This is a genomic window from Malonomonas rubra (assembly GCF_003247215.1).
Classification (GTDB): domain Bacteria; phylum Desulfobacterota; class Desulfuromonadia; order Desulfuromonadales; family Geopsychrobacteraceae; genus Malonomonas; species Malonomonas rubra_A.
On the sequence record NZ_QKAP01000084.1, the window covers coordinates 1 to 25,827 of the forward strand.

Genomic DNA, 25,827 nt, shown 5'->3' on the forward strand with positions numbered 1-25,827 from the left:
TCTTAAGCTGAACATTCTCGGCGAACTGTTTGCTGTCCCGCCGGAACTGAAGCTTGAATACGTGGTGGCTACTATCGATGTCAAAGAGCAAAGGTTAAAGCTCTATCTGGACAAAACCCAGGTAGAGGAATTTGATTACAAACTCAGATAAACCGTGTTGAGTGTGTGCGATGTTGTGGCACTAAAATTCGTTAGCGATGTCCTGGCACTCAACAGCTAAGAAAAGGAGTTCAACATCAGCTCGGCTCTGTTTGTCTCCAACATGTGACGAAAGACCACAGCTTTCTGGCTGATCAATAGCGAGGTTGGGAATGGTGCTAAAATTAAGGTAACAGACGATATTGAGAGGAGGTGTAATGAGCATGACACACTTCTATGACCCCAAAGATCAAACCGACTTGGAACGGGTGGAAAAGATCCTCCGATCCGGCGGTATAGAGTACTCCCTGGGTGCAGAGCCAGAACCCGGAATGGGTTCTTATCAGATCAACGTCGCCGAAGAGGATATTCCCCGAGCTGAAAAGCTGCTGTCGCAGAGTCAGGCGGGTTATTGATTCAGTGGAAGAAGTAGTACCGATTGATCGTCGCATAGGACGCTATGGTTAACGAGGTCTTTGAGATCAAGCGCATTTAACACCAGGAAATAGTGTCGCAGTCCGGCGCCTGTGGAAGAAGGATGACTATGAATGAGCATCCAGTGCTGCTGTTCGACGGGGTCTGCAACCTTTGCTCGGCAGCGGTTCAGTTCATCATCAAACGGGATGCCGGTGCTTTCCGCTTTGCCGCCATGCAGTCTCCGGCTGGCGAACGGCTGCTGGCAGAACACCGACTGACCGATGTGAGTGGTGAGACGATGGTGCTGATCGTTGGCCGGAACATCTACCTGCGCAGTGACGCAGCGTTGCAGGTGGCCCGGCGACTGAATGGTGCCTGGGCGCTGCTGTACGGGTTTATACTGCTGCCACGCTCCTGGCGTGAGAGCGGCTACCGGCTGCTCGCCAACAACCGCTATCGCTGGTTCGGCCGCCGACAGAGCTGCCGGTTGCCGAGTGAGGAGGACCGCCACCGATTTCTCGAATGAGGAGAGCTATGGGCGAGGGGAATCGAATCATTTTTGATCTGCTGCTGCAGCCCGATCCTTCCTACCTGGCAGTTCAGTGGTTGTTCCTTAAACTATTGGCGATTGTTTACTTGATCGCCTTCTGGTCTTTAAAGAGCCAACTTCTAGGACTTTACGGTCGCCAGGGATTGCTGCCGATCGGTGTCTACTTGACTCGGATACAGCAGTCCCTGGGGCGAAAAGGTCTGCTGCGAATCCCGAGCCTGTTCTGGTTTAAAAGCGACGATCGTTTTCTTTCTCAGACCGCCAATGCCGGCCTGCTCTGCTCATTGCTGTTGTTACTCGGACTCTGGCCACCGCTGCTGTTGCTGCTGCTATGGCTGTTGTATCTCTCTTTTGTGTCGGTCGGTCGGGATTTCCTCTCTTTCCAGTGGGATGCGCTGCTGCTGGAAACCGGTTTTATGAGCATCTTTTTCGCCTTGGTGACGCCGCCGTCGCTGCTGATGATCGTCAGCTTCTGGGTCTTTTGCTGCCGCTTTCTGCTCTCCGCCGGGATTGTCAAGCTGAGCAGTGGCGATCCCAATTGGCGTCGACTGCGAGCTCTCGATTATCATTACTGGACCCAGCCGCTGCCCAACCGGCTCGCCTGGTACGCCCATCAGCTGCCCCGTTGGTGCCAGCGACTTTCCACCCTTGGGACTTTCTTCTTCGAACTGCTGGTGCCACTGCTTTTTCTGGCCCCGGCCCCGTTACGGCTGCTTGGCTTTCTGCTCAGCATCGCTTTTCAGCTGATGTTGACGGCCAGCGGTAATTTCGGTTTCTTCAATCTGCTGACCATCACCCTGTTGGTCCCCCTGTTGGATGCCAGCTACCTCTGGCCGCTGCAGGAGCTGCTGGCACCGCTGACCCTGTTGCCGGACAGGTCGCTGCTGATAGTCCTGTTGGCGCCGGTTTTTCTCAGCTTTATCCTGCTCAACAGCATGCAGCTGTTCAACCTGTTCATCCCTCCGCTTCCCAGAGGCCGGCTAATGCAGTTCCTGTCTAGCTGGATGATCTCCAATCCCTATGGTCTGTTCGCGGTGATGACTACCCAGCGCCTGGAATTCGAAATCGAGGGGAGCTGTGACGGTCAGCAGTGGCAGCGCTATCGGTTCCGTTGGAAACCGGGCGACCCGGCTCGCCCACCACGGCAGGTGGCTCCGCACATGCCACGCCTCGACTGGCAGATGTGGTTTGCCGCCCTCAATCCTCAACGCCTCGATCCCTGGCTGGCAACTCTGTTGCAGCGGTTGTTGGAGGGGAGCACAGAGGTCTCCGCCCTGCTACAGGAAAACCCCTTCAAAGAAACTCCACCGACCTTGATCCGCTTACTGCTCTATCGTTACCAGTTTACCGACCGTGTGACCCGTCGGGCTAACGGTGCCTGGTGGAAACGGAACCTGATTGAAGAGTTGCTGGTGGTATCTCTAAAATCTGATCAAAAGAAAGGAGGTTTACTGTACTGATGGTCTCTGCTTGAGTGGCAAAGGCCCCCTGACCCATCTGAACTTCTCAGCCGGTTCGGAGTAAAATAAAAGAAAGTAGCGCGCTGTTTATACTGGGAAAGGGTGTGGTCTATGCTGCTGGAAATGCACTGTCATACCAAGGAGCATTCAAGTTGCAGTCAGGTCGGGGCAGTGGAGCTGGTTCAGAGACTATTGGCCAAGGGGCTGCAGGGCGTGGTTCTTACCGATCACCATTATCTCTGGTCAGCGGATGAACTCAAAAGATTGCGATGTGCGACGAAGGTTCCGAAGCACTTCCTGATCTTTTCCGGCCAGGAAGTCAAGACCCCCGAACTGGGAGATGTACTTGTCTACGGTGCTGACCAGAGCCTGCAAGCAGGCACCTCGTTATCGCAGATTCGTGAATTGTTCCCTGCGGCAGCCTTGGTCTGGGCTCACCCCTATCGCAAGGAACGGTTACCTGAGATCGAGCAGCTCGACTCTCCGTTACTCGATGCCATCGAAATTTTCAACTCGAATCACAGTGTGCGGGAGAACAGTAGGGGCTTGCAGGACTGGCACCGTGAGCGTTTTACCGCCATCGCCGGCACTGACACTCACGGAGAGAGCTATGCCGGCCTTTACCCGACCCTCTTCGATCATCCGATCGCCACGGTGGAAGAGCTGGCCTGCGAAATCCGTCATGGGCGCTGCCGGCCATTTTTCAAAGAGATTCCCAAGACAGGTGCCGCGAACGGGGTGACTGAAGTGACTTTTGGAACCAAGGGCACTGACGAAGTACGGGAACGGATTATTATCCGGCAGCCGGAGTCGCCTATCAATTGGAAATCTGCCCAGCGAGCCCACTTCCTGCTGGGAGAGCTGGCGCGACATGGGTTTGCTGGTGGCCGGTTCCGGGTACCACAGCCGATCGACCAGGATGTGGGCAACAGGACTCTGATTCAGCAGGGGCTGCGCGGCAAGTCACTTTTTGACAAGCTGTTGTTTGCAACTCCTGCAGACGGACGCTACTATTTGCAGCTTGCGGCCCGTTGGCTGGCCCGGTTGCATAACTGCCGCCTGGCAATTACCCCGCTGACAGAATTCTGGGAACGTGAGGAACAGCGCCTTAGTCGTTACGTAGAACGGTTCAGGAATATAGACCATCCCCATACCGGTCGCGCCCAAGCTATTATGGACGTTCTTCTTGAACAAGAAGGGACGCTGATTGCTGGCGGGACGAACTTCTTCATTCAGGGACATGGGGATTTCCACCCGAAAAATATTATCATCGGCCAGGATCAAGGGGACAACAGCAGTACCCAGTTTGTTGCCGCGATAGATTTTGAGAGTTCTTTGCAATTACCGCCAGCCTTCGACGTTGGTTGTTTTCTTGCCCAGTTTCGCAACCAGTTTTTTGAGCACCCGAAAATTCTTAAGGCCTATCCAGCAGAACTCTTTCTGACAACCTATCTGGAAGCGGTCTGTCTCCCCACAGATGAATTCCAGCGACAGGTGGAGCTGTTTCGGGCACGAACCAACCTGAGTATCGCAGCTTTTTTGGTCAAGGTGGGCAAAGGCAAGAGTGCTGATTTGTGGCGGGTACTCCTCGAGGCCGAGCAAATCCTTAGCACCTATCTTGGTTTCAAGTTTGCTACCGACGCAGAACACGTCCTCGAGGAAGACAAGCTGTTAAGCTAAAAGGCGCGGTCGTTTCCCAGTTAATCACATCCACCGGGCAGACATCGTCACAAGACTGGCTCTTTGAGGATAGCGGTAAATAGACCAACAATAAACCATACGTGAGGGGATTTTGCTGTGTCAAAATTTGTGATTTAATCTCACGGCCCCCGACATATGGAACACAAAATCGGCCCTTTCGCATTGCTGTAACATCAGCAACTTAGCGGAAGGGGCTTTTTGATAAGGACTTTCGAGATGATTCTAGTGGAAATAGCTGTTTGATTACAGCCAGGGAGGAATTTGAATTATTTGATCTTGTGGACGTATTGGTTGATATGAAATTTTGGAGCGGGCACCCAGAGCAATTTTGTGCCGATAAGGTTCAGACCTGAGCTATACTCAAAAGATGAAACTGCTAATGATCTATTGCGACCGTTTTACCTTCGTCCCTTCCCAAAAAACCCTAGAGAACGAACCAGACATTACAGATGGTGGTGAGATCAAGGATGCCGTAATTGGCTTGATTCATGCCGAAACCTTCGATGAAAAAGATCCGGGGCGGGCAGAAAAAAAATTGATCAAGAACCTGAAGTGGGGTGCACGCAAAAACGACAGCAAGCGCATCGTTCTGCACTCCTTTTCGCATCTAGCAGAAACTAAAGCCGATGCCGAATTCACCCGCGAGCTACTGGGCCGGGCCAGTCAACGCTTGGTCAATGCTGGTTACGATGTTTGGCAAACCCCTTTCGGCTACTTTCTTGACCTCGATCTGCAGGCACCGGGGCGATCAACGGCGCGGATCTTTGCATCCTTCTAAACGATATCCAGGGATTTTAAGCAAAATGGACAGCTAAGCCGATTTCCGTCTTAAAACTCGTAAGTTCCGGTCCGAGCTAATGGACTAAGCATTTCCTATAAATCACAAGTCATCTTTAAGCTGAGATTCAGAACAAATCGATGAAGTTGGAGGAGTAGAGAGAGATTTTTTGAAATGACTCTGGTACAGTTCGTTGCGGGGATTTGACGCTTCCTAAATATCGGCATTAATTGGCTAATGGCCTTTCCGTTTTTGACGGATCGTGATCTGATTGAACAATTTCTGAAGACTAGGGTTATCATGATCAACAGAGCTGCAATAATTCTGAAATATAAAGAACCTGCCATCCGATGGGTCAACGATTCGGATTTAACAGATGTCATTGACAATACGGAAATCACTGAGGAGGAAATTAATAATGAAAGGACGGTTTATTTAATCAGCGATGAGGATGCCGAAACGGATGAATCAGTCTCTCAATGGGTAGAACTTAATTATCTTAATATGTTTCAGAATGAATTAGACAGCTGGATAACTGATGAAAGCATGTGGCCTCAAAATCTGACCTTGATGCTGTTCTATGAATGGTTTGACGTGGAATGCCATACCATGATTGTGGATACAGTGAGTGATGATCCCATTTTAGACGATGAAGACGATTTACCTTTTGAGGTTCTTCACTGATGTTGAAAACATCTCCTGAATCGGGGCTTATTTGTCTGAGCAGTAAATCTCAAAACTCGTATAGTTAAATTCTTTATGAATCAAGTGCAGGGAAGAATTTACAGATAGTAAAAATTTATCTCCGGTAGTCGGGGGGCGGATTGGTTTTGCAATCAAAATTTCCTTTAATGTCTTTTTGATAGTATTCACTTAAAGAATCCGAAGTCAGCCAGGAGTCGATAACGTCTTGAGGTATTTTGCAGTAATGGTAGAAAGTTCCGTTGAGGCTGACCAATAGATACTGGTTGTCAACGTCGTAATACATTCGATTGATTTGGCTGGACGGTTTCATCTTCCCCTGAAGGCTGATGAAGTGTTCTGCATCGACCTCGACTATTCCCCAGTCATTTATGTAAACTTCCCGGGCCTTAACTGTAGAAATTTGCAATAGAATGACTCCCGCAAACATCAATGTGGCTACAAAGAAAAATCGCATTTGCGCTTCCTTTCTTTCTAACTTTCCTTTTGCTTAATTGACCACAATTAGATTCTACCATCTGCAGTCTATTGACAAGTGCCCTCATTGCCCCCCGTTCCCAAGACTCGTCATTTACTAAAAGAAACCCGATGTAGTATTGGAGGAAACTACACCGGGTTTCAGAAGGGTTGCCACACCAGACCCCTCATTAAATATTAAAGCCTTGCAATATGGGTATGTCAAGAATGGCCATTTAAATAGCACCTTGACCTCCGCAGGGCGGGACTGGGATTAGGCAAAAGATGGGGTAAGGCGGATGTTTCAAAAATAGTGACAAATAGAAAAGCACCCCAGAGATTCCTGGGGTGCTTTTTGTTGATTTTTCTTTTTGTGGGTGCTCCCATCGTGAGAGCCTTCCTTGGATCACCAAATCTCAACGATCCAAATATTCCCACATGTCAGATTGTTGAGATTTCCCCTAAATGGCCCGGTGGCTCTAAGACTGGCATAACGTCTTCCTCCTTTGCATTCGAGAACCCTCATTTTCATCGTGAGGTAGTTAAACTATATCACAGAGGGCACGGGTTAAATACCCCCTGTTTGGCTGACTCATTAAAAGCGCAGATTCGCCAGAAGTTAAAGTTGGCTTTGAAACAGATCTCCGTCAGAATGGGCAGATACAAAATCAATTGCCCATTGTATGGATTCTCTACTCAGGCTCATTTTCCCCTCTATGTATAGATAAGATTTTATAGTGCAGGTAGTGTGTTGGTATTCTTCTATCCAGGAAAGATAGTGAGAGATTCTGACAAAAATCTGAATCGAGGGGTATGCTTTTTTTCAACAAACGGGCACAGAACGGGCACGGATTTCCTGAAATGTGGCAATGACCCCAGAAACACAAAAAGCCGAGACATCTAGTCTCAGCCTAAGTGTGCGTAACTACATCGGGGAAAATGGTCGGGGCGAGAGGATTTGAACCTCCGACCCCATGCTCCCGAAGCATGTGCGCTACCAGACTGCGCTACGCCCCGACACGTCTTTCCCGAAGTACGGCCGATACTTTTAGCACCGTTCAAATCGAAAAGCAAGCAGTTATTTGTTCTCTCGGAAAATCGGCATATGCTTATCCGGTGACCTTGATTACCATCAGCGTCATGTCGTCCTCGGCGGCCAGATTGCGCCTGAAATCGGTTATTTTTTGCATGATAATCTGGTAAATGCTCTGGGCATCCTTTTCCCGGTGAGATGCGATGATCTGCCGCAGGCGGTCGCTGCGGAACATTTCTCCTTGTGGATTGCGTGTCTCCCATAGTCCGTCGGTGCCAACCAGCAGGATGTCGCCGGTTTTTAGTTGAAATGGAGATGGGGGGGTGTAGCGAGCTTTGGCGGCGATGCCGAGCGGGATATCGTTAGGGGGCAGCTCGATAATCTTATCCTGGTCTCTGTTGTAGCAGAAAACCGGTCCATGTCCGGCACTGTTCCAGTGCAGCAAGTGTCGTTGCGCCTCGATACGGCCGAAAAACAGGGTCAGGAAGCTGCTATCGGTAGCGCTACGAAGCAGGTGCTGGTTGAGGGTTCGGAGCAGTCGGTCCGACTCCAGCAGGCTATGCCTTGCTTCATTCTGCAAGATTCCTTTGGTCAGTGCCATCAGCAGGGCGGCGCCGACGTTATGACCGGAAACGTCACCAACGGCAAAAGCCAGCCCCGGTTCTGTTTCTTTCGGAAGGGGGAAAAAATCGAAATAGTCCCCCCCGGCATCCTGGCAGTAGCTCGATTGCACATAGATGTCGTAGCCGGGCAGTTGCGGAGTGGTGTCCGGCAACAGGCGCTGCTGGAAATCTTTAGCTAATTCCAGCCCTTGCCGAAGCAGCACATTCTGATGTTTTTCGCTGATGTCACGAGCAATCATGACCTGCATGCTTCGCCCTTTCAGGTGCAGGTTGCCGAGGGAGATCTCAGCGATGAAGTGCTGGCCGTTGCTGTTGCGGTGGTAGGCGCTGCTGCGCTGCAGATTGAGCCATTTGTCATCACCGGAAACGTTCAACTCGCTAACACGCATCTGCAGAAGTTCGTTGCGCGAATATCCGTAAAGTTTCAGGGCCGCGGCGTTGGCTTCATGGATCTTGCCGCTTTCCTGCTCAAACAGGATAATCGCGTCCTGTTCGGCATGAAACAGTTGGCGGTATTTTTCCTCCGCTTCGCGCAACGCCTCCTCCGCTTTTAGCTGCCGGGTGATGTCGCGGACGATCAGAGAAGCGCCTAACAGCTGTCCATTGCGGTCGATAACCGGGGAAGCGGAGAGCGAAACATAGAGGCTTAGTCCTTTTTTGTGCAGGTGGATACTGCTGAGATGCTGAACTGGTTGGCCGCTTTGCAAGTTGCGTAACATGTTATGAATCTCGTCACTGCGCTCAGGGAGGGTCAGGCGCGAGATCGATTGGCCGACCACTTCTTCATTGGTGTAGCCATAAATCTGTTTTGCGCCACGATTCCAGCTGAAAATCCGCCCTTGTTGATTGAGACCGATGATCGCGTCATCCGAGGATTCAACAATGGCGGCGAGAAATGCTCTTAATTCATCCATCCGTGCTCCTTGAGCTAACTATTTATAGTTTAGCGGTTGTTAACGGTTTGCCAATCCAGTCTTTGCGGTTGATAATGAATTAACGGCGATTGGCGGTTTTTGGCAAAAGGAAAGGAGTCATAACGGGTGCAGAACTGCGCGCGGTTTAAGTTTTTCGGTCGGCTGCAGCAGATGGTTGCTGCGACTGACCTTGAATACAGGTTTAATGGGCGACCGGCGGTAAAGGATGCGATCGAAGCTCTCGGGGTGCCGCACACCGAGGTCGATCTGTTGCTGATCGCACAGCGCTCGGTCACTTTTGCCTATCAATTGCAGGATGGTGATCGTGTCGCTGTTTATCCGTTCGGCTGTACTCCTGGGCTAATGGAGGCAATCTACCTGTCTCCACCAACCCCGGAATTGATCGCTTTTATTCTCGATGTCCATCTGGGAAAATTGGCCAGGCGATTGCGGATGCTCGGTTTTGATTGCCGCTATCGCAATGATTATAGTGACTCGCAGATTATCGAAATGGCTCTTCGGGAAGACTTGATCATTTTGACTCGTGACCGGGGCATCCTTAAGCATGCCTGCGTGACCCAAGGGTATCTGGTTGGCTCGCAAAACGTCATCGAACAGGTTGAGGAGGTGCTGCAGCGGTATAACCTGCTGCGGAAAATTCGCCCCCTGCGACGTTGTCCGCATTGTAACGGCTTGCTGGAGGCTATCGACAAGGATCTGATCGTTAACCGGTTGCCGCCGAAAACGGCTAGTTATTACCAGAAATTCCACATCTGTGGAGATTGTGAGCAACTCTACTGGAAGGGGGCACATTACCGTAAGATTGCCGCCTGGCTGGAATGCCTGAAGGGCGTGGGATGAGATCGGGTAGCAGGCACAAGAAAGCCCCGCCGGCAATTACCGATGGGGCTTTATAATCAAAGTGTTAATCGTTCTTTCAACTGCTGTTGCGTTCGATCCAACTGCCAAATTTTTGCAAATCCCTCCCAAAGCCACTGACACATTCGCAGCCGGAAAGAAACAGGGTCGAAAGCAGGATCAGGACCAGAAGTATGCGGATCATGGTTTTCCTCCTTGATCAGATTCACTCAATCGATAATTTGGCATTTTAGCAATGCGGGAAAGGGATGTCGATCTTTTGTTCCCTTCCAGCCTTTTCAGCCCTCCTGCAGGAAGGTGATTTTCCCTGCGCAAAGATCGGTCAAATGCTGGTGCAACTGTGGTTCTAGTTCCACGGGGTACTTTAGCTGGAGGCAAATCCGTTCCCTGAACCGACGGGCTATAATTTCTGCTTCGAAGTCGGACAGTAATCTTTCAACGCTGTTGAGCAAGGGATAATCGAAATCGATGGAGCAGAACTGCCAGTCGACTTTCTCTGTTTTTCCCAGTTGCTCCAGCGCACTCTGTACCGACAGAGTGTAGGCTTTGACCATTCCTCCCTTGCCCAGTTTGATGCCGCCAAAATAGCGGGTGACCACGACCACGATATCGCCGAGATTACTGTGCTTCAGAACGGTTAGCATCGGTTTTCCGGCTGCACCGTGCGGTTCGCCGTCGTCGCTCATTCCGATTCGGTCGCTGCTGCCGGGCGGTCCGACCAAATAGGCCCAGCAGTTATGGTTGGCGTCAGGGAATTCCTGTTTCAATCGGGCAACAAACGCCAAGGCCGTCTCGGGGGAGTCAGTTGCCTTGATGCTGGTGATAAAGCGGCTTCGTTGTACCTCGATTTCACTGCGCTGAAAACCTGCTGGAATGAGATAGCGGGATTGGGACATAGGGGATCCGAACGAAAAATCCCCTTCTGCAAGCAGAAGGGGATTGGGTTAGTTTTTGCGTGACCGCTTTTTTTTACGTTCTTCCTGCCACGTGCAGAGGAACATCACCGCCACGCCGATGCAGATGGCACTGTCGGCGATGTTGAAGGCTGGCCAGTGGTGTTGGTACCAATGGGCATCGAGAAAGTCGATCACTTCGCCAAGCCGAGCCCGATCGATCAGATTGCCAACCGCACCGCTGAAGATCAGCCCGAGGGCAAAGTGCTGCAAGAGATCAGCCGCATCTACTTTGCGCAGGTACCAGAGGATTCCGATGCTGGCGAGCACTGAAACGCTGATGAAAAACGGAATCCGCACTGCGCTGTTAGAAAGGATGCCGAACGCCGCCCCCGGATTACGCACGTAGGTAATGTGAAAAAAATTTTCAATCACCGCGATCGATTCGTAAAGCGCAAAAGTACTGTCGATGTAGAGCTTGGACAGCTGATCAATGACCAGACTAAGAGCCGCAGTGATTATGAAAACTCGATATTTTCCCATTACTCTCCGCTTAATGCCTCTACGCAGCGGGCGCAGATGCTAGGGTGTTCACTGTTTTCACCAACACTTACTGCGAAGTTCCAGCAGCGTTCACATTTTTCACCGTCTGCCGGTAGTACCTTCAGTTTCAGTCCTGCCAGTTGCTCAGCGTTGGTTCCGTCGCTCAGTTCTACGACCAACTCGACCTGAGAGACGATGAACAAACTGGCCAGCTGTTCGCGGTATTCTTCCAGCAAGCCTTTGACGCTTTCCGGTACCTGCAGGGTTAGCTTGGCTTCCAGCGACTGGCCAATCTTCTTTTCGGCACGGGCCTTCTCCAGAACTTTGGAGACCTCGGTGCGGATCTTCTGTAGCTGCTCGTAACGTTGCTCCAGTTCGGCATCGAAGCGCTGGTCCATCAGCTGCGGGAAAGTGGCCAAATGGACACTCTCTTCCCGTTCGCCCGGCATTTCCTGCCAGATCTCGTCCGCAGTAAAGGTCAGTACCGGAGCAATCAGCCGGGTGATGGTGTCTAGAAGGAGGTACATGCTAGTGCGGGCGCTGCGGTATTCAACACTCGACTTCGGGCTGGTGTAGAGTCGGTCCTTGAGAATGTCGAGGTAGAAGGCTGACAGCTCGATGCTGCAGAAGTTATGCACCGCATGATAGATAACGTGGAACTCGTATTTCTCGTAGGCCTTTTCGACCTTCTTAACCAGCCCGGAGAGCTTTGACAACGCCCAGCGATCCAGCTCCAGCAGCTCGCTGTCGGCGACCATGTCCATTGCAGGGTCGAAGCCGGCCAGGTTGCCGAGCAGGTAGCGGGCGGTGTTGCGGATCCTTCGGTAGGCGTCCGACAGGCGTTGCAATGTCTCGTTGCCAATGCGGATGTCGTCACGGTAGTCGGTTGCCGCCACCCACATGCGCAGGATCTCGGCACCGAACTTCTGGATGATCTCTTCCGGCTTGATGATATTGCCGAGCGATTTCGACATTGGTCGGCCGTCCTTATCGAGGACAAAGCCGTGGGTCAGTACAGACTTGTAGGGAGCACGGTCGCGGCTGCCTACCGACTCCAGCAGGCTGGAATGAAACCAGCCACGGTGCTGGTCGGAGCCTTCCAGGTAGAGGTCGACCGGGCTGTGTAGGTAGTCGCGGTGCTCACAGACCGCGGCGTGGGAGACGCCGGAGTCGAACCAGACATCAAGGATGTCGGTTTCCTTGGTGAACTGGTCATGGCCGCACTTCGGGCACTTGGTGCCCGGTGGCAGCAGCTCGCTAGCATCCTTCTCGAACCAGACGTCGCTGCCGGTGGCCTCGAACTTATCGGCGATGTAGTGCATCACCACGCCATCGCACAGATCTTCGCCGCATTTCTCACAGTAGGCGACAGTGATCGGTACGCCCCAGCTTCGCTGGCGGCTGATGCACCAGTCAGGGCGTCCTTCAACCATGTTGTAGATGCGGTCACGCCCCCAGGCCGGAATCCACTCGACCTTGTCGATCTCGACCAGCGCTTTCTTGCGCAGGTCGTTCTGTTCCATGCCGACGAACCATTGCTCGGTGGCGCGGAAAATGATCGGCTTCTTGCAACGCCAGCAGTGCGGATAGCTGTGGCTGATTTCACTTTGTTGCAGCAGTGCACCAACTTCTGCCAACTTTTCGCAAACCGCCGGGTTGGCGTCTTTTAGCTTCATGCCGCCGAACAGCTCCAAGTCGTCACGGTAGCGGCCGAAATCGTCAACCGGGTTGTAGATCTCCAGGCCGTACTTGAGGCCAACGACGTAGTCGTCCTGACCGTGGCCGGGAGCGGTGTGGACGCAGCCGGTACCAGCATCAAGGGTGACGTGGTCACCGAGAATGATCAGCGAGTTGCGCTCGTAGAGCGGGTGCTTGCAGTTCCTGTTCTCAAACGCAGCGGCCTCAAATGTGGCGGCGATCGAAAATTCCTCAAACCCGAGGGTCTTCATCACTGACTCGGCCAGCCCTTCGGCCAATACCAGCAGCTCGTCGTTCACCTCGATTACTGCGTAGGGCAGCTCCGGGTTTAGGCAGACTCCGAGGTTGGCAGGGATGGTCCAGGGGGTCGTGGTCCAGATGACAAAGTTCAGTTGTTTGCCTTCGAACTGCTTCAGTGCTTCCGGTAGCTCGTCGGCGTAAGGAAACTTGACGAAGATCGACGGTGAGCTGTGGTCTGCATACTCAACCTCTGCCTCGGCCAGCGCTGTGACGCAGGAAGAGCACCAATGAATCGGTTTCTTCCCCTTAAATAGGGAGCCGCGCTCCGCAAGCTTGGCCAGCTCACGGGCGGTCTGTGCCTCGTAGTGGGCGCTCATGGTCAGATAGGGATCTTTCCAGTTGCCGAAGATGCCGAGACGCTGGAATTCCTCGCTCTGAATCTGGACCCACTCCCTCGCATACTCGCGGCACTCGCGGCGCACATCCGCCTTGCTCATCTCACGTTTCTTCTTGCCGAGCTTTTTGTCGACCATCAGCTCGATCGGCAATCCATGGCAGTCCCAGCCCGGAACGTAGGGGGCGTAGAACCCCTGCATCCGCTTGCTTTTAATGATAATATCCTTGAGCGTCTTGTTGAGCGCATGTCCCATGTGCAGGTGACCGTTGGCGTAAGGGGGGCCGTCATGCAGGATGAAGCTTTTGCCGGTTTTCTTATTCGCGTTCTCCAACTTAGTGTTCAGGTCGATTTCTTTCCAGTGTTTGAGGATCTGTGGTTCGCGATTCGGCAGGTTGGCGCGCATCGGGAAGTCGGTTTGCGGAAGATTCAGGGTTTCTTTGTAGTCCATGCCTGTTCCTCTTTCTATTGAGAGCGGAAACCACCTGTTTCAGCGGTTTCGCAAGCTTGAGCGTGCTGAAAAGATTAGTCAGGCAGGCTAACAAAACCAGCTGACAAGTTCAAGGGGAAAGGCAGTGTTTATGGTACTTTTTGCGAGTCTATACGGGGAATGTGGGCAGCTGTGAACGTCCCTTCCGGACGTTCACACTCAGGCCATCAAAAAACCGGATACTGCCAGGGGGAAAAGTGCCTCACTTAGGCACTGAGTTGCTGCTTTTCATTGTGCAGAGAGACCAGCGATTTGCGCAGCAAGTCGGAGATGCTGCTATCAGTTTCTTTCGCCATGCGCTGCAGCAGGTCCATCTCTTCATTATTGACACGACAGGATACGATAAATTTCTTTGCGTTGACTGCTCTACGACCCATTGTTTTGGCTCCTTTACTCATTTGAAAACGGTTAAGGGACATTTTGTCCGCGATATGTTTTCTAATATGAGCAAAGGAGGTGCCAGTTTTGTGGCGTATACTGGTATAGATTGTTGTTTACAGTTAAATCAGTGGGTTAGCTTTTGTTTTCGCCCTAGGGGTCCAAAAGGAAATAGGCTCTATCTGGACAATTTGACGCATTTTTCTGTATACATGGACAAAAGAGCACAGGTTTTCCCTGTCAGTACTTTTTGGTTTTTTTCTGCTGCTCTACTTGTTTCTGGTCTGTCTGTTCGCGCTTGATCAGGATTAGGTTGCGGGTGTAGATGATGAAACCGGTTGATTGGCCGACAATGAATACCGGGTCCTTTTTGATGATCGCGTAGGTCAGCAGTAAAGCAGCGCCGCCGAGACTGAAATACCAGAAGGCGGTCGGAATCAGGCTACGTTTATGCTTTTCCGAATAGAGCCATTGGACAAAAAAGCGCATGAAAAACATCGCCTGTCCGGCAAAGCCGATGACCAGAATGAGGATTTCGGTGGGGGTTAAATTCATCATTTCTCTTCCTTGACCTCAATCGTTAGGTGCCGACTCTGCATCCAGCGGACGGCTATCAGGTCGTAAAAGCCTTCGATGCCGCGTTGCAGGTTGGTGTATTTCGACTCACCAAACAGCCGTTGCCGATGGTTGACCTTGACCTCGATCACCTTTGCCCCCTCCATCCGCATCAGTGTCGGCAGGAAGCGGTGCAGACCTTTGTAGATGCGGACGTTTTTCAGCATCTCGGCATTCATGATCTTCAATGAACAGCCGGTGTCATGAATAGTTTCCTTGGTCATCCAGTTGCGGACGAAATTACCTATTTTGCTGGCAATCTTTTTTGACAATGTATCCTGACGGTTGAAACGCCAGCCGTTGATCATGTCGAACTCACCGTAATGCTGGTACATCTGGCGCAGGTCCGTCGGATCGTTCTGCAGGTCGGCGTCCATGGTGATGATGACATCGCCACTGGCCGCCTGAAATCCGGCGTAAAGCGCTGCCGACTGGCCACAGTTGCGGGCGAAGGAAAGGTAACGCAGCTGCGGAATTTGTGTCTTCAGTTCACGGATGACCGGCAAGCTGCCATCGTTGCTGCAATCATCGACCAGCAGGATTTCGTAATCGTTCGACAGATCGGGGGCGACTGCCTGGATCTCCTCGACCAGCTTACGGATATTTTCTTCCTCGTTGTAGATCGGAACAACGAAGCTGATTTTATTCATGATAGGATCGTTCCTGTGTGGGGTAAGTGTTATTTTGACAAGCCGCAATACTTAACATGTATCCGAACACCAAGTCAGCAAAAAAAAGCCCAATCTTGACAAGTTGCGCCGCTTGCCACTAAAGTGCGCGGACATTGGAACGAACGTGGAGAACCTTTTGGACAAAATAAAACAAAACCGACTGCTGGTTGAGTTGGGTCTGCCACTGCTGGCCTTGCTACTGCTGACCCTGTTGTTTTACTTCAGCGACATCGACATGCAGCTTGCCCGCTATTTCTATACTCCAGTGGAAGGTTGGCGGTTTAAGGATTTCTGGCTGTGGCAGTTGCTTTACCGGCGGGGGATGATCCCTGGCACGATTATCGGGGTGATCGGTCTGGGCGGTTTGCTAATCGGCTGGAAGCTGCCGCAGGTCCGTCGACAGTGGCGTAGTTATCTGCTGCTGCTTTTGCTGCTGGCGATCGGTCCCGGTCTGCTGGTCAATGCGATATTCAAGGACCACTGGGGGCGGACTCGACCGAAGCATGTTATCGAGTTCGGCGGCCACCTGCCGTTTCTCAAGGTCTGGGAGCGTGGCGAACCGGGAGCGAGCAAATCATTTCCCTCCGGCCATGCTTCAATCGGTTTCTATGTTATGGCACCCTATTTTGTGTTGCGCAAACGGCGCAAGAAGATTGCCAAGGGATTTTTGTTCGGTGGGACCTTGTATGGAATATTGATGGGGGCCGGCCGGTTGGCACAGGGAGGGCATTTCCCCAGCGATGTCCTCTGGGCCTGGGGGATAGTCTATCTGACCGGGATCTTTTTATGTTTTTTGCTTAAACCGGAACGATTGCCGCCCAGTGACTGACGCCTACGAGCCCTCTGTTGCAGAAATAGAGGGCTTTTTAGTGCTGTTCTGCAGACTGCTGTTTTTTAACGTGACTGGTCAGTTTGCTCCACAGTAGTCCCAACTGTTCGTGAATCCAGTATCGCGTGCGAAACAAACTTTTTGCGTCGGGGAACATCCACTTGGTGCGGACCGGTTTGGCCAGATGGTCAGTTGGTGCCGGTATCGGGTTGAGGCCGACCTGCTGAAACAGCTCCATCGCGCGAGGCATGTGCATCGCCGAGGTGACCAGCACCAACCGATTTCCCGCAAAATTTGCCGCGATCAGCGCTGCTTCCTCAGCAGTGTCTTTCGGGCCGTTAAAGGCTAGAATATCCGCTTCCGGCACGCCCAGTGCCAACGCCAGCTGCTTGGCTTTTTCCGCGTAGGATTCCGGCTGCCCGGCAGTATAGCCGGTAAAGATCAGCTTGCTGCCCGGATTCAGCCGATAGACACGAATCCCTTCCGTGATGCGGACGATGCCGGTGGGGCTCAGCTCACTGGTGATCGGCAGCTGTTCCGTAGCAACATGACTATTACCGAGTACGGCAACATATTCTGCCGGTTGTCCAGCTGGCTGATAAGTGGCGTAACGCTGCTCCAGCGGGGCGGCGATTTTAGAACTCAATGGTGTGTAACTGCCGACGAACAGCAGGGCTGTCGCCAGTAACGTAAAGACCGCTCCTAACCAGCGGGTTTTGCCGCGCAGCAGGAACAGCACCGCCCAGACCAGCAGCAGCAGAGTCATTGGCACTGGCATCAGCAGCCCACTGATGAACTTTTTCAGCAGGAACAGGTAGCTGTCGATATTTTCCATCAATTCACTCCGGCCAGGAGAGCAGTTTTTCACCACGCCACAGCTTGAATTTACGTTCGCCGGCGGCCCCGATCGGGATGCTGCGTTCGCCGATCTCCACCACATTTTGGAACGCGGCCGTCAGATCACTCGGCAGCTCGCTGTCCGCATTGTACACAATCAGCGCATCCCAGCCGAGTTTGTCGACCGGTCCGGGCCAGAGATCGTACTGGCTGCTGACTTTTGGTGGATTGCCGGGCCATTTGTAGGTGGTCGGATGGCCGGGAGCGTAGAAGGCGATCTCCGCTGGATACTTGCGCAGCGGCGAGAGGATAAAGGTTTGCGCCGGGCGCGGCTGCTGCTGCAGAATTTCACCGACCTGCACGCCCAATTCCTGCCAACCCTTGATCCGGTAGGTCGGATCCTTCTTGCCGAGTGGCAGGAAGCTGAGCTGCATAATGAATGGCAGCAGGTAGGCGATAAACGTCAGGGCGATGCCGAGCTTAACGCCGGGCACGAACCAGCGTCGCATGCCGTCGAGAAATCCTGCCGAAATTTGCTCTTTCGCCCAAGCGGCGAGCAACAGCAAAGCCGCTGGGTAAAAGGTGGCCGGCCAGTTCGGGTTGATGCTCTGCTTGAAGCTGAATCCGGCGAAGGCGAGCAGGCCGAGGCCGCCGAAGATAAACAGGAACTTGGTCTGTCGCGACCATTTCAACAGCTTCAGCAGCAGGGTGAAGCAGAGCAGCACCAGCAGCAGCCAGGTGATCGGGGTCATTAGGCCGAGCTGCCCGCCGACAAACTCGGCGAAGGTCTTGAAATGATCGAGCAGGTTGGTGCCGATCGGCTCGACGTGATGGGCGGTGTGCTTGAAGGTGATCCAGTCGTGCTGGAAGTTCCACCAGAGCGGCGGGATCAGGAACAGCAGTGACCCGACCCAGGTCAACCAGGGCCACTTGGTTTTCAGCTGCTTGCGGTCTGCGGAGAAGAGCAGGTAGATCAGCATCAGCAGTGGGAAGACCATCATCATCTGCTTGCTGAGTGAACCGAGGCCGATCAGCAGCATGGTCGATAGCCACCAGAAAGCACCGGAACGCTGGCTGTCGACTGCTCGCCAGAGGGTATAGAGTGCCAGGCACCAGCAGCAGATCAACAGCACATCGGTTGCCATGATCAGTCCTAGTGCGGCGGTTCCGGGAGTCGCCAGCCAGGCTGCAACCGCCCAAAAGGCGATTTCGCCGTTGAACATCCGCCGGCCGCACAGGTAGAAGCCGAACAGACCGATGGCGCCGAACAAAACAGCGGGCATACGGACTGCCTGCGCGCTGATGCCGAGCAGCGCCGTCGAGGCGGCGTTGATCCAGGCGATCATGGGCGGTTTACTGTAATAGCCGAGATCGAGATGGCGCGACCAATCCCAGTAGTAACTCTCGTCTGGACCGAGGTCGAGGGGCACGATATAGAGGTAGCTGAGCCGGATCAGGGTGATGCAGGTCAGCAGTAGCAGGAACATGGTATCCCAGCGAATGTTCTTCGGTTTGATGACCGGTTGCGCAGGAGCGGGTTCATCTTCAGCATCTTCTGCGTCGATCAGGATGGAATCGGCTTCTTCCCCGTCTTCTTCAACGTCCTCGTCTTCGTCGATGTCGTCCTCGAACTCCTCGTCCAGATCATCGTCAAAGTCCGCGTCACTTTCTTTATTCGGAGTTGGCTCCACTGGTTCAGGATTTTTTTCAGACGTTGCTGTTGGGGGCACCGGTTTCTGCTCATCGAGATATTCGGCTTCTACAACGTCCTTTGAAGTCGGGCCAATAGCTGAGGGCTGTTCCGTTTCGTTCTTTGCTTGTTTTTTATTTTCAGGGTACTCATTCATGACAGTCTTTCATTTCATTAAGATAGGTGTTTTGCCGAAAGTACCGCAGCTGCCGACTTCGATCAAGGATTCTGTTGTCGATAGCTGCAGATCATTTCGAGGGGACAATTGTCGCAGAGCGGTTTTTTGCGGCAGTGTTCCTTGCATTGAATGACGATCAAGGCGTGAAATTCATTGTAGAGTTTGCTGTGGCTGTCCAGCTGTGACATGAAAAAGCTACGTATCTGCTGATATTTTTCTGTACCGTCCAAAAAGCCGAGGCGGCTGAACAGCCGACCGGTATAGGCATCGACGACGAAGGTGGGGTGCTCACCGGCATAAAGCATAATTGAATCTGCGGTTTCCGGGCCGATCCCTTTTAACTCCAGCAACTCCTTGCGCAGCGGTTTCAACGGTTGTTGCAACAGGGTTTCCAGGCTGCTGTGGTAGTGGACCCGCAGATAGTTGCAGAACAGCTGCAGGCGTTCCGCTTTCTGACGGAAAAAGCCGGACGGACGGATCAGGGTTTCCAGTTCTTTTCGGGGCAGATGGCTGATTGCCTGGCAACTCAAGGCATTGGCGGCGCGCAGGTTGTTGATCGCCTTTTCCACGTTGCTCCAATTGGTGTTCTGGGTCAGCATCGCCCCGACAGCTACCTCAAAAGGGGTCTCTGCAGGCCACCAGTGGCGCGGTCCGTAGTGGTCGAACAAGCGCTGGTAGATCGTCATCAGTTGCGGCATGAATCAATCCATTTCATACAGTTTCATTGTCTGATTCTCGTATGATAATCGTTGCGCGAAGCTGCATAAATCTCTTTTTGTAAAAAAACACCCGGGGCTACTTGTTTGGCAGCCCCCCAGGGTAATCATTCTTTTAGCGGAATTGGAAGATTTCTCGCCAGTAGGTTGCTTCGGTTGATAGCAAGCCAACTTTTCGTATCAGGCGGGCTGCGATATTTTCGCTGCAGGCTTCGCCCTGCTGCTTGAGCGCCTGATAGACGCGGGGGCTGCCGTAAGATTCCCCGCTGTCGTGATGCACGGTGCGAATCTGCTTTTGCGGTTTGTTGATTGACTGCTTTCGCTTGGATTCGGGATTCTTCCGCCAAGTATAGTAGCCGCTGCGTGAGACCGACAGCACTTCGCACATGGCCGAGATGGGGAATTCCGTCTGATGCTGCTGCATGAAACGGAAAATCACTTCAGGCCGGTGGAGAAGATGGAATCGCCTTTTTTAAAATGTCGCGCTCCATATTAAGGCGCTGATTTTCACGCCTGAGCCGACTAAGTTCTTCTGCTTCAGAGGTTCGCTTCCCTTCGCCGGGGAAGGCCTCTTTGGGATTCTCGCCGTACTGGTGAATCCACTTGTAAAGTTTGTTGGGGTGAATCTCCAGATCTCTGGCCACCTCAGCCACGGAATGATCGCTGCCGGTCACTAAACGAACCGTCTCGATCTTAAATTCGCGGGAATAACTTTTTCTCCTCGAAACCATGCCAGTTCTCCTAGTGTTGTTGTAGCAGCTTTTCGGACTGCCCACAATTTTGGCGGAAGGTCATTTGGAAATTGTCAGCTGTATTTACTTTCCCTTTCTCTTTTTCATTCCTCTATAATCCCTCCCCATGCTCGATTACTTTTCCCCCGACAGTATTGACCAACTTCGCTATGCTATTCACGAGGCCGGTGGTAATGAGATCTTCGTTTTGGCGCAGACCGATGCTGAGCGGCGCATTGTGCAAATCGAGGTGCTGGCGCGCGGTTCCGACGCGTCGGTGCCAGCGATCCTGCAGACCTGTGGATACGGCGATGTCGTTATTCACAATCATCCCTCCGGGGTCCTGCACCCTTCCGGCGCCGATGTTGAAGTAGCCTCGCAATTTGGAGCCTTGGGGGTCGGCTTTTACATTGTGAATAACAATGTGGATAAGCTGTATCGGGTTGTGGAAGCTTTTGCTGCCAAGGACGAGCAGAAAATTGTTCCGGAGCGGATTGGCGAATTGCTCGGACCGGATGGGGTGATCGCCGAGAAGCTGCCCGATTTTGAGGAGCGACCGGAACAGTTGCGGATGGCCTTTGCCGTCGCCGAAGCGTTCAACAACGACAAACTGGCAATGATTGAGGCGGGTACCGGCACCGGGAAAAGCCTCGCTTATCTGGTGCCGGCACTGCTCTGGGCGCGCGCCAACAACGAGCGGGTAGTTGTCTCAACCCGGACCATCAACCTGCAGGAACAGCTGATTCGTAAAGATTTGCCGTTTCTGCAGCGTTCAACAAATATCGAATTTCATGCCGTTCTGGTCAAAGGGCGAAGCAACTACCTCTGCTGGCGGCGTAGCGAGAGCGCCGGGCGCGATCTCGGCCTGTTCGATCAGGAGCAGGTCGACGAGATTCAGCAGATCCTCAGGTGGGCGGAAACCACCAGCGATGGTTCAAAAGAGGATCTTTCCTTTATCCCTAGCTACCAGGCCTGGGAGGAGGTCTGCTGCGAGGCAGACCAGTGCGCGCGGGTGCGCTGTCAGCACTACAGTCGCTGTTTTTTTCATAAAGCTCGGCGTCAGGCGGCGCGGGCAGATATCTTGGTGGTCAACCATGCGCTGCTGCTGTCCGATCTGGCAGTGCGGGTGCAGACCAGCAACTATTCGGCGACAGCAGTGTTGCCCCCCTTTGAACATGTGATTCTAGACGAGGCACATCATCTGGAGGATGTCGCCACCAGCTATTTTTCTTCCCAAATCACCCGCTTTACTTATTCCCGGATATTAAATCGGTTGCGTCATCCGCGCAAGCCGAACCAAGGTTTGTTGCCCCGCTTTCTTGATCAGCTTTCGCAACAGTTGCCGGAAAGTGAGGATGAGCTGTACCGCAGTCTGCACGGGAAAATAGAAGCGCTGTTCAGTAAACGGCATCTGCTGCTGGAAACTGCGCTGTGCGAACTACAGTCGATCGGCGAGGAGTTGCCGGAGGCGCTCGGTAAAAAGGTCACCAGCAAATTTGAGCTGAAGCACCGGGTGCTGCCTGATTTCCTCGCGACACCGATCTGGAAACAGATTTATCAACGGGTGGAAACCCTGCGCACCGGAACCCATGAGCTGTCTGAACAATTGCTCAACCTGTTGCGGGCGGCGGATGCTTTGCCCGAAGATGTGGCGGACAAGCTGAACTCGTCGTTGGTCGATCTGCGTGGCATTGCCGGACGGCTGGAAGGAATCGCCGCCGACCTGGCTTCGTTCCAGGCAGTGACGGAAACCTCCTGTGTCTGGCTGGAAATACGCGAGGGACGGATCGGTCGCGGAAAGGGGCTGATAACCAGCCTCTGGCAGGCGCCTTTGGAGGTTGCTGACAGCCTCAACAAGGCGCTCTACGAGCGTTTCCGCACTCTGGTGATGACCAGCGCCACTTTGACCGTGGCCGGGACCTTCGGCTACTATCAGTCGCGGGTCGGACTCGACCGGGTTGAGCAGGGTCGCTTGCTGGAGCTTTCTCTTGAATCACCGTTTGATTATCAGCAGCAGGCATTGGTCGCCGTGCCGAGCGATTTGCCGGAGCCGGGCAAACAGGGCTTTGCAGAAGCGGTGCGGGATTGGGTGGAAAAAGCGGTACTAGCTAGCGGTGGGAGGAGTTTTGTCCTGTTTACCTCCTATGCCTTACTGCGGCAGGTGCATGATGAACTCTCGCCGATTCTCGAAGCGCAGCGGCTGAGATGTTTGCGGCAGGGGCAGGAAAATCGACACCGCTTGCTGAAGCGGTTCGCTGAGGACGAGACCAGCATCCTGTTCGGCACCGATTCCTTTTGGGAAGGGGTCGATGTGCCGGGACGTTCGCTGGAGCAGGTGATTATTGCCCGGTTACCGTTTAGGGTTCCGACCGAACCAGTACTGGAAGCGCGCGCCCAGGCGATCGAAGCGCGTGGCGGAGATTCCTTTATGGAATACACGGTGCCGCAGGCGGTAATCCGTTTCAAGCAGGGCTTCGGGCGATTGATCAGGCATCGCAGCGATCGCGGTGTCGTGCTGATTCTCGATACCCGCGTGGTGCGGCGCGGTTACGGGCGGATGTTTTTGCGCTCCTTGCCACCGGCGCACACGGTCACCGGTACAAGCGAGCAGGTTTTTACTGAAATCGTTCGGTTTTTCTCTTGAATCTAAAGGATGGGTGTTATGAACAGAATGCTGAAGTTTGTTTTGGCCACTTTGCTTTTACTGCTGCTGATGGCGTGTGACCGTGGGCAGATTTTTCATCAATTGCGTCCCAACTCGGTCATACTGACCTTCGGTGACAGTCTGACCTATGGCACCGGTGCCGAAAAGGGCTTCGACTACCCGGCGCAGCTGCAGCGGCTGATCGCTCGCAATGTCCATAACGCTGGAGTGCCGGGGGAGGTCAGTGCGGAAGGAGCACGGCGGTTGCCGGCTGTCTTGGATGAAATTGAGCCCGATCTGGTTATTCTCTGCCACGGCGGCAATGACATGCTGCAGAAACTGGACAAGCAGCAGTTGAAAGATAATCTACGACGTATGTTCGAAGCGGTTAATCAGCGCGGACTTCCGATGGTGATGATCGCTGTACCCCGTCCCGGCCTTTTGCTTAGCGACGCCGATGTTTATGAAGATCTGGCTAAAGAGCTGAATATCCCGCTGGTTGATGATGTGCTTGGTGAGTTGTTGAGCGACCAGCAATTCAAAAGCGACCGGGTTCACCTGAATGACCTCGGCTACGGCAAGCTGGCTGAAGCAGTGGCCGACAAGCTGATCGAGCTTGGGGTTATTTAGGATTTCCTGCGTACTGTCGACAAGTTGACAAAGTAAACCACTCGGCTATCTTTAATGTAAGTATACGGATGTCAACCCCAGACAAGAGGAGGAGCCGATGCCGCAGGAGATGAAGCATAAAGAAGCGATCAAAGTTGCTGTTGAAACCGGCAAGGGAATGATCTGTTTTTATCGCCGTGCTGCTGAAATAGTCACTGACGATGCCGCCAAAACATTCTTCAATCGCTTGGCAAAAGAGAAAGAGGAACAGGCCGGCAAGCTGTTCCGTTTTTATCAGGGGGGTGAGTATAGCTCGCTTGAAGAATATCTCAACAGTACGTGCACTTTCAACACGGAGGCGATGAAAGAGCTTAACAGTTTAAGCGACATCGGTATCAAAGAGCGCCGGGCACGTGAGATTGCCATGGAGAAAGAGCAGAACTTGGAGAATACTCTGCGTGGCAAGGCAAAGCAGATCGTCGATCCAGGGGTTCGGGAAATTTTCGAACAGCTCGCCAAGGCAAGCTCGTATCATTATCAAATCGTCGAATCGGAATATGCGCGCATGATGGGAATGCCGCATGAAACAGATATCGACACTTACGTTAGGGAATAGAGTTAAAGGATGAAAAAACTTGTATTGTTCGGGCTGCTCTCCCTTTGTCTTTTGGGGACTGCTGCGGCCGAAGAGGGAAGCTTTGTTAAATACCAACAGATTCTAGATGAGAAATGCAGTCAATGTCACACCCGTTTGCGGATTGAAGAGGCCAGCAAGCAGGGCGCGGATCTGGATGCGATCATCGATAAGATGATCAGGATGGGAGCCAAGCTGGATGAACAGGACCGCAAAGTGATGGGTGTTTTCTGGGGTCGCGAAAAAGAAGAGAAATCGGCTATGGCAGAAGCTGCTCCAGATGAAACCGATCCGTTGCGTGAGTACCGGGCCGTGGTCCAAAGCCGCTGTACAGGTTGTCATTCGCTGGAAATTGTTGAAAAGGCGATGGCGGAAGGGCGTTCGATTAATGCTCTGATCGATATGATGCGGCAGCGGGGCGCTATCATCACCGAAGCGGATCAAAAAGTCCTGGGGACTTTCTGGGGTAACCCGCTGAAGGAAAATCCTGAATAAATTTATCCTGTCGGGCCGTCGGAAGGGGCGGCCCGTTTTTTATGCCATCGCAATTCTGGAGGGGGATATGCGACCGGTCAAACCGCGGCCGCTTGTTGGCCGGCCACGCTGTAAATAGCTTGCCCAAGGGTTGGAGCTGCTTACCGATGTCGAACTTCTGGCACTGATTACCAGAACTGGAGGTTCCTCCATCAAAAAGAGTGCAGTCGATCTGGCCTGTGCCCTGTTGCCCTGCTTCGGTTCGATACGCCAGTTATCCACCGCTAGCATTATTGACCTATGCCAACAGTCGGTGATCGGCCAAGACAAAGCCGCCGAGGGTGAAGCGCTGTTTCAGATCTTCCGCCGTTTCAGCGGCAATTGTCTCCAGCCGGACAGACCTATCGCTCTTTGCAGGACTTGTTTACCCATTTCTACGAGCGGCTCTGCGATTATCGTAAAGAGCTGTTTCTTGCCCTGCTGCTCGACAGCAAGAATCTTTGATTCGTGAAGTCAGATCTCTGAAGGTAGCCTGAATGCCGGCATCGTCCATCCGCGCGAGGTGTTCGCTCAAGTACTTCGCGAGTCGGCATCGGTGGTTCTGTTTGTTCACAATCATCCTTCCGGAGATCCGACTCCCAGCCGCTAGAATATAGAGATCACCGAACGCTTGAAACAGGTCGAAGAGCTGATGGCGCGTGCTTAACCACATCATCATTGACAACGGGAATTATGTCAGTTTTGCGGACCGGGGGGTGGTGTAGGAACCTTTAACACTTCGCCGGGAAGTCTCCTTCCGAAAGGTGGGGGATGAAAGGCGAAAATGTTTTTTGTTGTAAAATGTTCAGTTCTATCTGATTATATAAACATGAGATACAGAACAGACAAGGGTGCGCATTCGGTATACAGTCT

At 52.8% G+C, this 25,827-nt stretch carries 28 protein-coding genes, 1 tRNA gene and 2 pseudogenes; 16 read left to right on the forward strand and 15 right to left on the reverse strand.

The genetic code is table 11. The features are described 5' to 3' along the window. The 7 genes and pseudogenes from Q7J88_RS08860 to Q7J88_RS08890 all read left to right on the forward strand — a co-directional run. Positions 1–151: pseudogene (locus Q7J88_RS08860) on the forward strand (IS481 family transposase); the annotation flags it as partial. Between the two features lie 205 nt (positions 152–356). Continuing rightward, on the forward strand, positions 357–554 hold the full coding sequence (locus Q7J88_RS08865) for a hypothetical protein (protein WP_303721816.1): 198 nt from the start codon (positions 357–359) through the stop codon (positions 552–554). Positions 555–682: 128 nt separating this feature from the next. Then, entirely contained in the window at positions 683–1,081 is a 399-nt protein-coding gene (locus Q7J88_RS08870) for a thiol-disulfide oxidoreductase DCC family protein (protein ID WP_303721817.1), read from the forward strand. Positions 1,082–1,089: 8 nt separating this feature from the next. Further along, positions 1,090–2,565, forward strand: a complete 1,476-nt coding sequence (locus tag Q7J88_RS08875; RefSeq protein ID WP_303721818.1) for a lipase maturation factor family protein — start codon at positions 1,090–1,092, stop codon at positions 2,563–2,565. 111 nt (positions 2,566–2,676) lie between these two features. Continuing rightward, positions 2,677–4,245 (forward strand): phosphotransferase, encoded by a 1,569-nt coding sequence (locus tag Q7J88_RS08880; protein WP_303721819.1) that lies wholly within the window; start codon positions 2,677–2,679, stop codon positions 4,243–4,245. A 388-nt stretch (positions 4,246–4,633) separates the two neighbouring features. Beyond that, positions 4,634–5,044, forward strand: coding sequence for a threonyl-tRNA synthetase editing domain-containing protein (locus Q7J88_RS08885; RefSeq protein ID WP_303721820.1), 411 nt, complete (start codon positions 4,634–4,636; stop codon positions 5,042–5,044). A 300-nt stretch (positions 5,045–5,344) separates the two neighbouring features. Then, on the forward strand, positions 5,345–5,728 hold the full coding sequence (locus tag Q7J88_RS08890; protein ID WP_303721821.1) for a hypothetical protein: 384 nt from the start codon (positions 5,345–5,347) through the stop codon (positions 5,726–5,728). Between the two features lie 115 nt (positions 5,729–5,843). On the opposite strand, the gene Q7J88_RS08895 is transcribed toward Q7J88_RS08890, so the two are convergent. The 3 genes from Q7J88_RS08895 to Q7J88_RS08905 form a co-directional block, all read right to left on the reverse strand. Then, entirely contained in the window at positions 5,844–6,203 is a 360-nt protein-coding gene (locus tag Q7J88_RS08895; protein ID WP_303721822.1) for a KTSC domain-containing protein, read from the reverse strand. Positions 6,204–7,142: 939 nt separating this feature from the next. Further along, positions 7,143–7,219, reverse strand: a tRNA-Pro gene (locus Q7J88_RS08900). Between the two features lie 92 nt (positions 7,220–7,311). Then, the gene (locus Q7J88_RS08905) at positions 7,312–8,772 is read right to left on the reverse strand and encodes a SpoIIE family protein phosphatase (protein ID WP_303721823.1); all 1,461 of its coding nucleotides are present in this window, start codon (positions 8,770–8,772) and stop codon (positions 7,312–7,314) included. A gap of 126 nt (positions 8,773–8,898) precedes the next feature. Between Q7J88_RS08905 and Q7J88_RS08910 the strand changes: the two genes are divergently transcribed. Then, a complete protein-coding gene (locus Q7J88_RS08910; RefSeq protein WP_303721824.1) occupies positions 8,899–9,633 on the forward strand; it encodes a Mut7-C RNAse domain-containing protein in 735 nt (244 codons plus the stop codon). 76 nt (positions 9,634–9,709) lie between these two features. Here Q7J88_RS08910 and Q7J88_RS08915 read toward each other — a convergent pair whose 3' ends face one another. The 7 genes from Q7J88_RS08915 to Q7J88_RS08945 all read right to left on the reverse strand — a co-directional run bounded on the left by Q7J88_RS08915 (position 9,710) and on the right by Q7J88_RS08945 (position 15,552). Continuing rightward, on the reverse strand, positions 9,710–9,835 hold the full coding sequence (locus tag Q7J88_RS08915) for a hypothetical protein (RefSeq protein WP_303721825.1): 126 nt from the start codon (positions 9,833–9,835) through the stop codon (positions 9,710–9,712). Between the two features lie 94 nt (positions 9,836–9,929). Then, positions 9,930–10,547, reverse strand: coding sequence for a YigZ family protein (locus Q7J88_RS08920; protein ID WP_303721826.1), 618 nt, complete (start codon positions 10,545–10,547; stop codon positions 9,930–9,932). Positions 10,548–10,595: 48 nt separating this feature from the next. Then, on the reverse strand, positions 10,596–11,087 hold the full coding sequence (lspA, locus tag Q7J88_RS08925; RefSeq protein WP_303721827.1) for a signal peptidase II: 492 nt from the start codon (positions 11,085–11,087) through the stop codon (positions 10,596–10,598). Then, complete coding sequence (ileS, locus tag Q7J88_RS08930) at positions 11,087–13,870, reverse strand: isoleucine--tRNA ligase (RefSeq protein WP_303721828.1); 2,784 nt, start codon at positions 13,868–13,870, stop codon at positions 11,087–11,089. Before ileS ends, lspA begins: the two co-directional genes overlap by 1 nt. A 245-nt stretch (positions 13,871–14,115) precedes the next feature. Further along, positions 14,116–14,286: a hydrogen-dependent growth transcriptional repressor gene (locus tag Q7J88_RS08935; protein WP_303721829.1), complete on the reverse strand. Its 171-nt coding sequence runs from the start codon at positions 14,284–14,286 to the stop codon at positions 14,116–14,118. Positions 14,287–14,527: 241 nt separating this feature from the next. Then, positions 14,528–14,845 carry a lipid-A-disaccharide synthase N-terminal domain-containing protein gene (locus Q7J88_RS08940; protein WP_303721830.1) on the reverse strand — a complete coding sequence of 106 codons (318 nt, stop codon included), beginning with the start codon at positions 14,843–14,845 and terminating at the stop codon, positions 14,528–14,530. Then, a complete protein-coding gene (locus tag Q7J88_RS08945) occupies positions 14,842–15,552 on the reverse strand; it encodes a glycosyltransferase family 2 protein (RefSeq protein WP_303721831.1) in 711 nt (236 codons plus the stop codon). Before Q7J88_RS08945 ends, Q7J88_RS08940 begins: the two co-directional genes overlap by 4 nt. A 157-nt stretch (positions 15,553–15,709) precedes the next feature. Here Q7J88_RS08945 and Q7J88_RS08950 point away from each other — a divergent pair, with 157 nt between their 5' ends. Then, positions 15,710–16,402: a phosphatase PAP2 family protein gene (locus Q7J88_RS08950; RefSeq protein WP_303721832.1), complete on the forward strand. Its 693-nt coding sequence runs from the start codon at positions 15,710–15,712 to the stop codon at positions 16,400–16,402. A 37-nt stretch (positions 16,403–16,439) separates the two neighbouring features. On the opposite strand, the gene Q7J88_RS08955 is transcribed toward Q7J88_RS08950, so the two are convergent. From Q7J88_RS08955 to Q7J88_RS08975, 5 genes are all read right to left on the reverse strand, one after another. Continuing rightward, positions 16,440–17,237, reverse strand: a complete 798-nt coding sequence (locus Q7J88_RS08955) for an ElyC/SanA/YdcF family protein (protein WP_303721833.1) — start codon at positions 17,235–17,237, stop codon at positions 16,440–16,442. A gap of 4 nt (positions 17,238–17,241) precedes the next feature. After that, positions 17,242–19,086: a glycosyltransferase family 39 protein gene (locus tag Q7J88_RS08960; RefSeq protein ID WP_303721834.1), complete on the reverse strand. Its 1,845-nt coding sequence runs from the start codon at positions 19,084–19,086 to the stop codon at positions 17,242–17,244. 62 nt (positions 19,087–19,148) lie between these two features. After that, complete coding sequence (locus tag Q7J88_RS08965; RefSeq protein WP_303721835.1) at positions 19,149–19,805, reverse strand: endonuclease III domain-containing protein; 657 nt, start codon at positions 19,803–19,805, stop codon at positions 19,149–19,151. Positions 19,806–19,938: 133 nt separating this feature from the next. Beyond that, positions 19,939–20,247 (reverse strand): IS3 family transposase, encoded by a 309-nt coding sequence (locus tag Q7J88_RS08970; protein WP_303721836.1) that lies wholly within the window; start codon positions 20,245–20,247, stop codon positions 19,939–19,941. A gap of 16 nt (positions 20,248–20,263) precedes the next feature. Further along, the gene (locus Q7J88_RS08975; protein ID WP_303721837.1) at positions 20,264–20,554 is read right to left on the reverse strand and encodes a transposase; all 291 of its coding nucleotides are present in this window, start codon (positions 20,552–20,554) and stop codon (positions 20,264–20,266) included. A 127-nt stretch (positions 20,555–20,681) separates the two neighbouring features. On the opposite strand from Q7J88_RS08975, the gene Q7J88_RS08980 reads away from it, so the two are divergent. The 7 genes and pseudogenes from Q7J88_RS08980 to Q7J88_RS09005 all read left to right on the forward strand — a co-directional run bounded on the left by Q7J88_RS08980 (position 20,682) and on the right by Q7J88_RS09005 (position 25,564). Further along, a complete protein-coding gene (locus Q7J88_RS08980) occupies positions 20,682–23,198 on the forward strand; it encodes a helicase C-terminal domain-containing protein (protein WP_303721838.1) in 2,517 nt (838 codons plus the stop codon). A gap of 18 nt (positions 23,199–23,216) precedes the next feature. Next, the gene (locus tag Q7J88_RS08985; RefSeq protein ID WP_303721839.1) at positions 23,217–23,828 is read left to right on the forward strand and encodes a GDSL-type esterase/lipase family protein; all 612 of its coding nucleotides are present in this window, start codon (positions 23,217–23,219) and stop codon (positions 23,826–23,828) included. A gap of 97 nt (positions 23,829–23,925) precedes the next feature. Then, positions 23,926–24,423: a ferritin family protein gene (locus Q7J88_RS08990; protein WP_303721840.1), complete on the forward strand. Its 498-nt coding sequence runs from the start codon at positions 23,926–23,928 to the stop codon at positions 24,421–24,423. A 9-nt stretch (positions 24,424–24,432) separates the two neighbouring features. Next, positions 24,433–24,936 carry a hypothetical protein gene (locus tag Q7J88_RS08995; protein ID WP_303721841.1) on the forward strand — a complete coding sequence of 168 codons (504 nt, stop codon included), beginning with the start codon at positions 24,433–24,435 and terminating at the stop codon, positions 24,934–24,936. Positions 24,937–25,066: 130 nt separating this feature from the next. After that, positions 25,067–25,192, forward strand: a pseudogene (locus Q7J88_RS15405) (hypothetical protein); the annotation flags it as partial. Between the two features lie 104 nt (positions 25,193–25,296). Continuing rightward, positions 25,297–25,419, forward strand: a complete 123-nt coding sequence (locus Q7J88_RS09000; protein WP_303721842.1) for a hypothetical protein — start codon at positions 25,297–25,299, stop codon at positions 25,417–25,419. Positions 25,420–25,477: 58 nt separating this feature from the next. Beyond that, complete coding sequence (locus Q7J88_RS09005; protein ID WP_303721843.1) at positions 25,478–25,564, forward strand: JAB domain-containing protein; 87 nt, start codon at positions 25,478–25,480, stop codon at positions 25,562–25,564. Positions 25,565–25,827 lie beyond the last annotated feature (263 nt).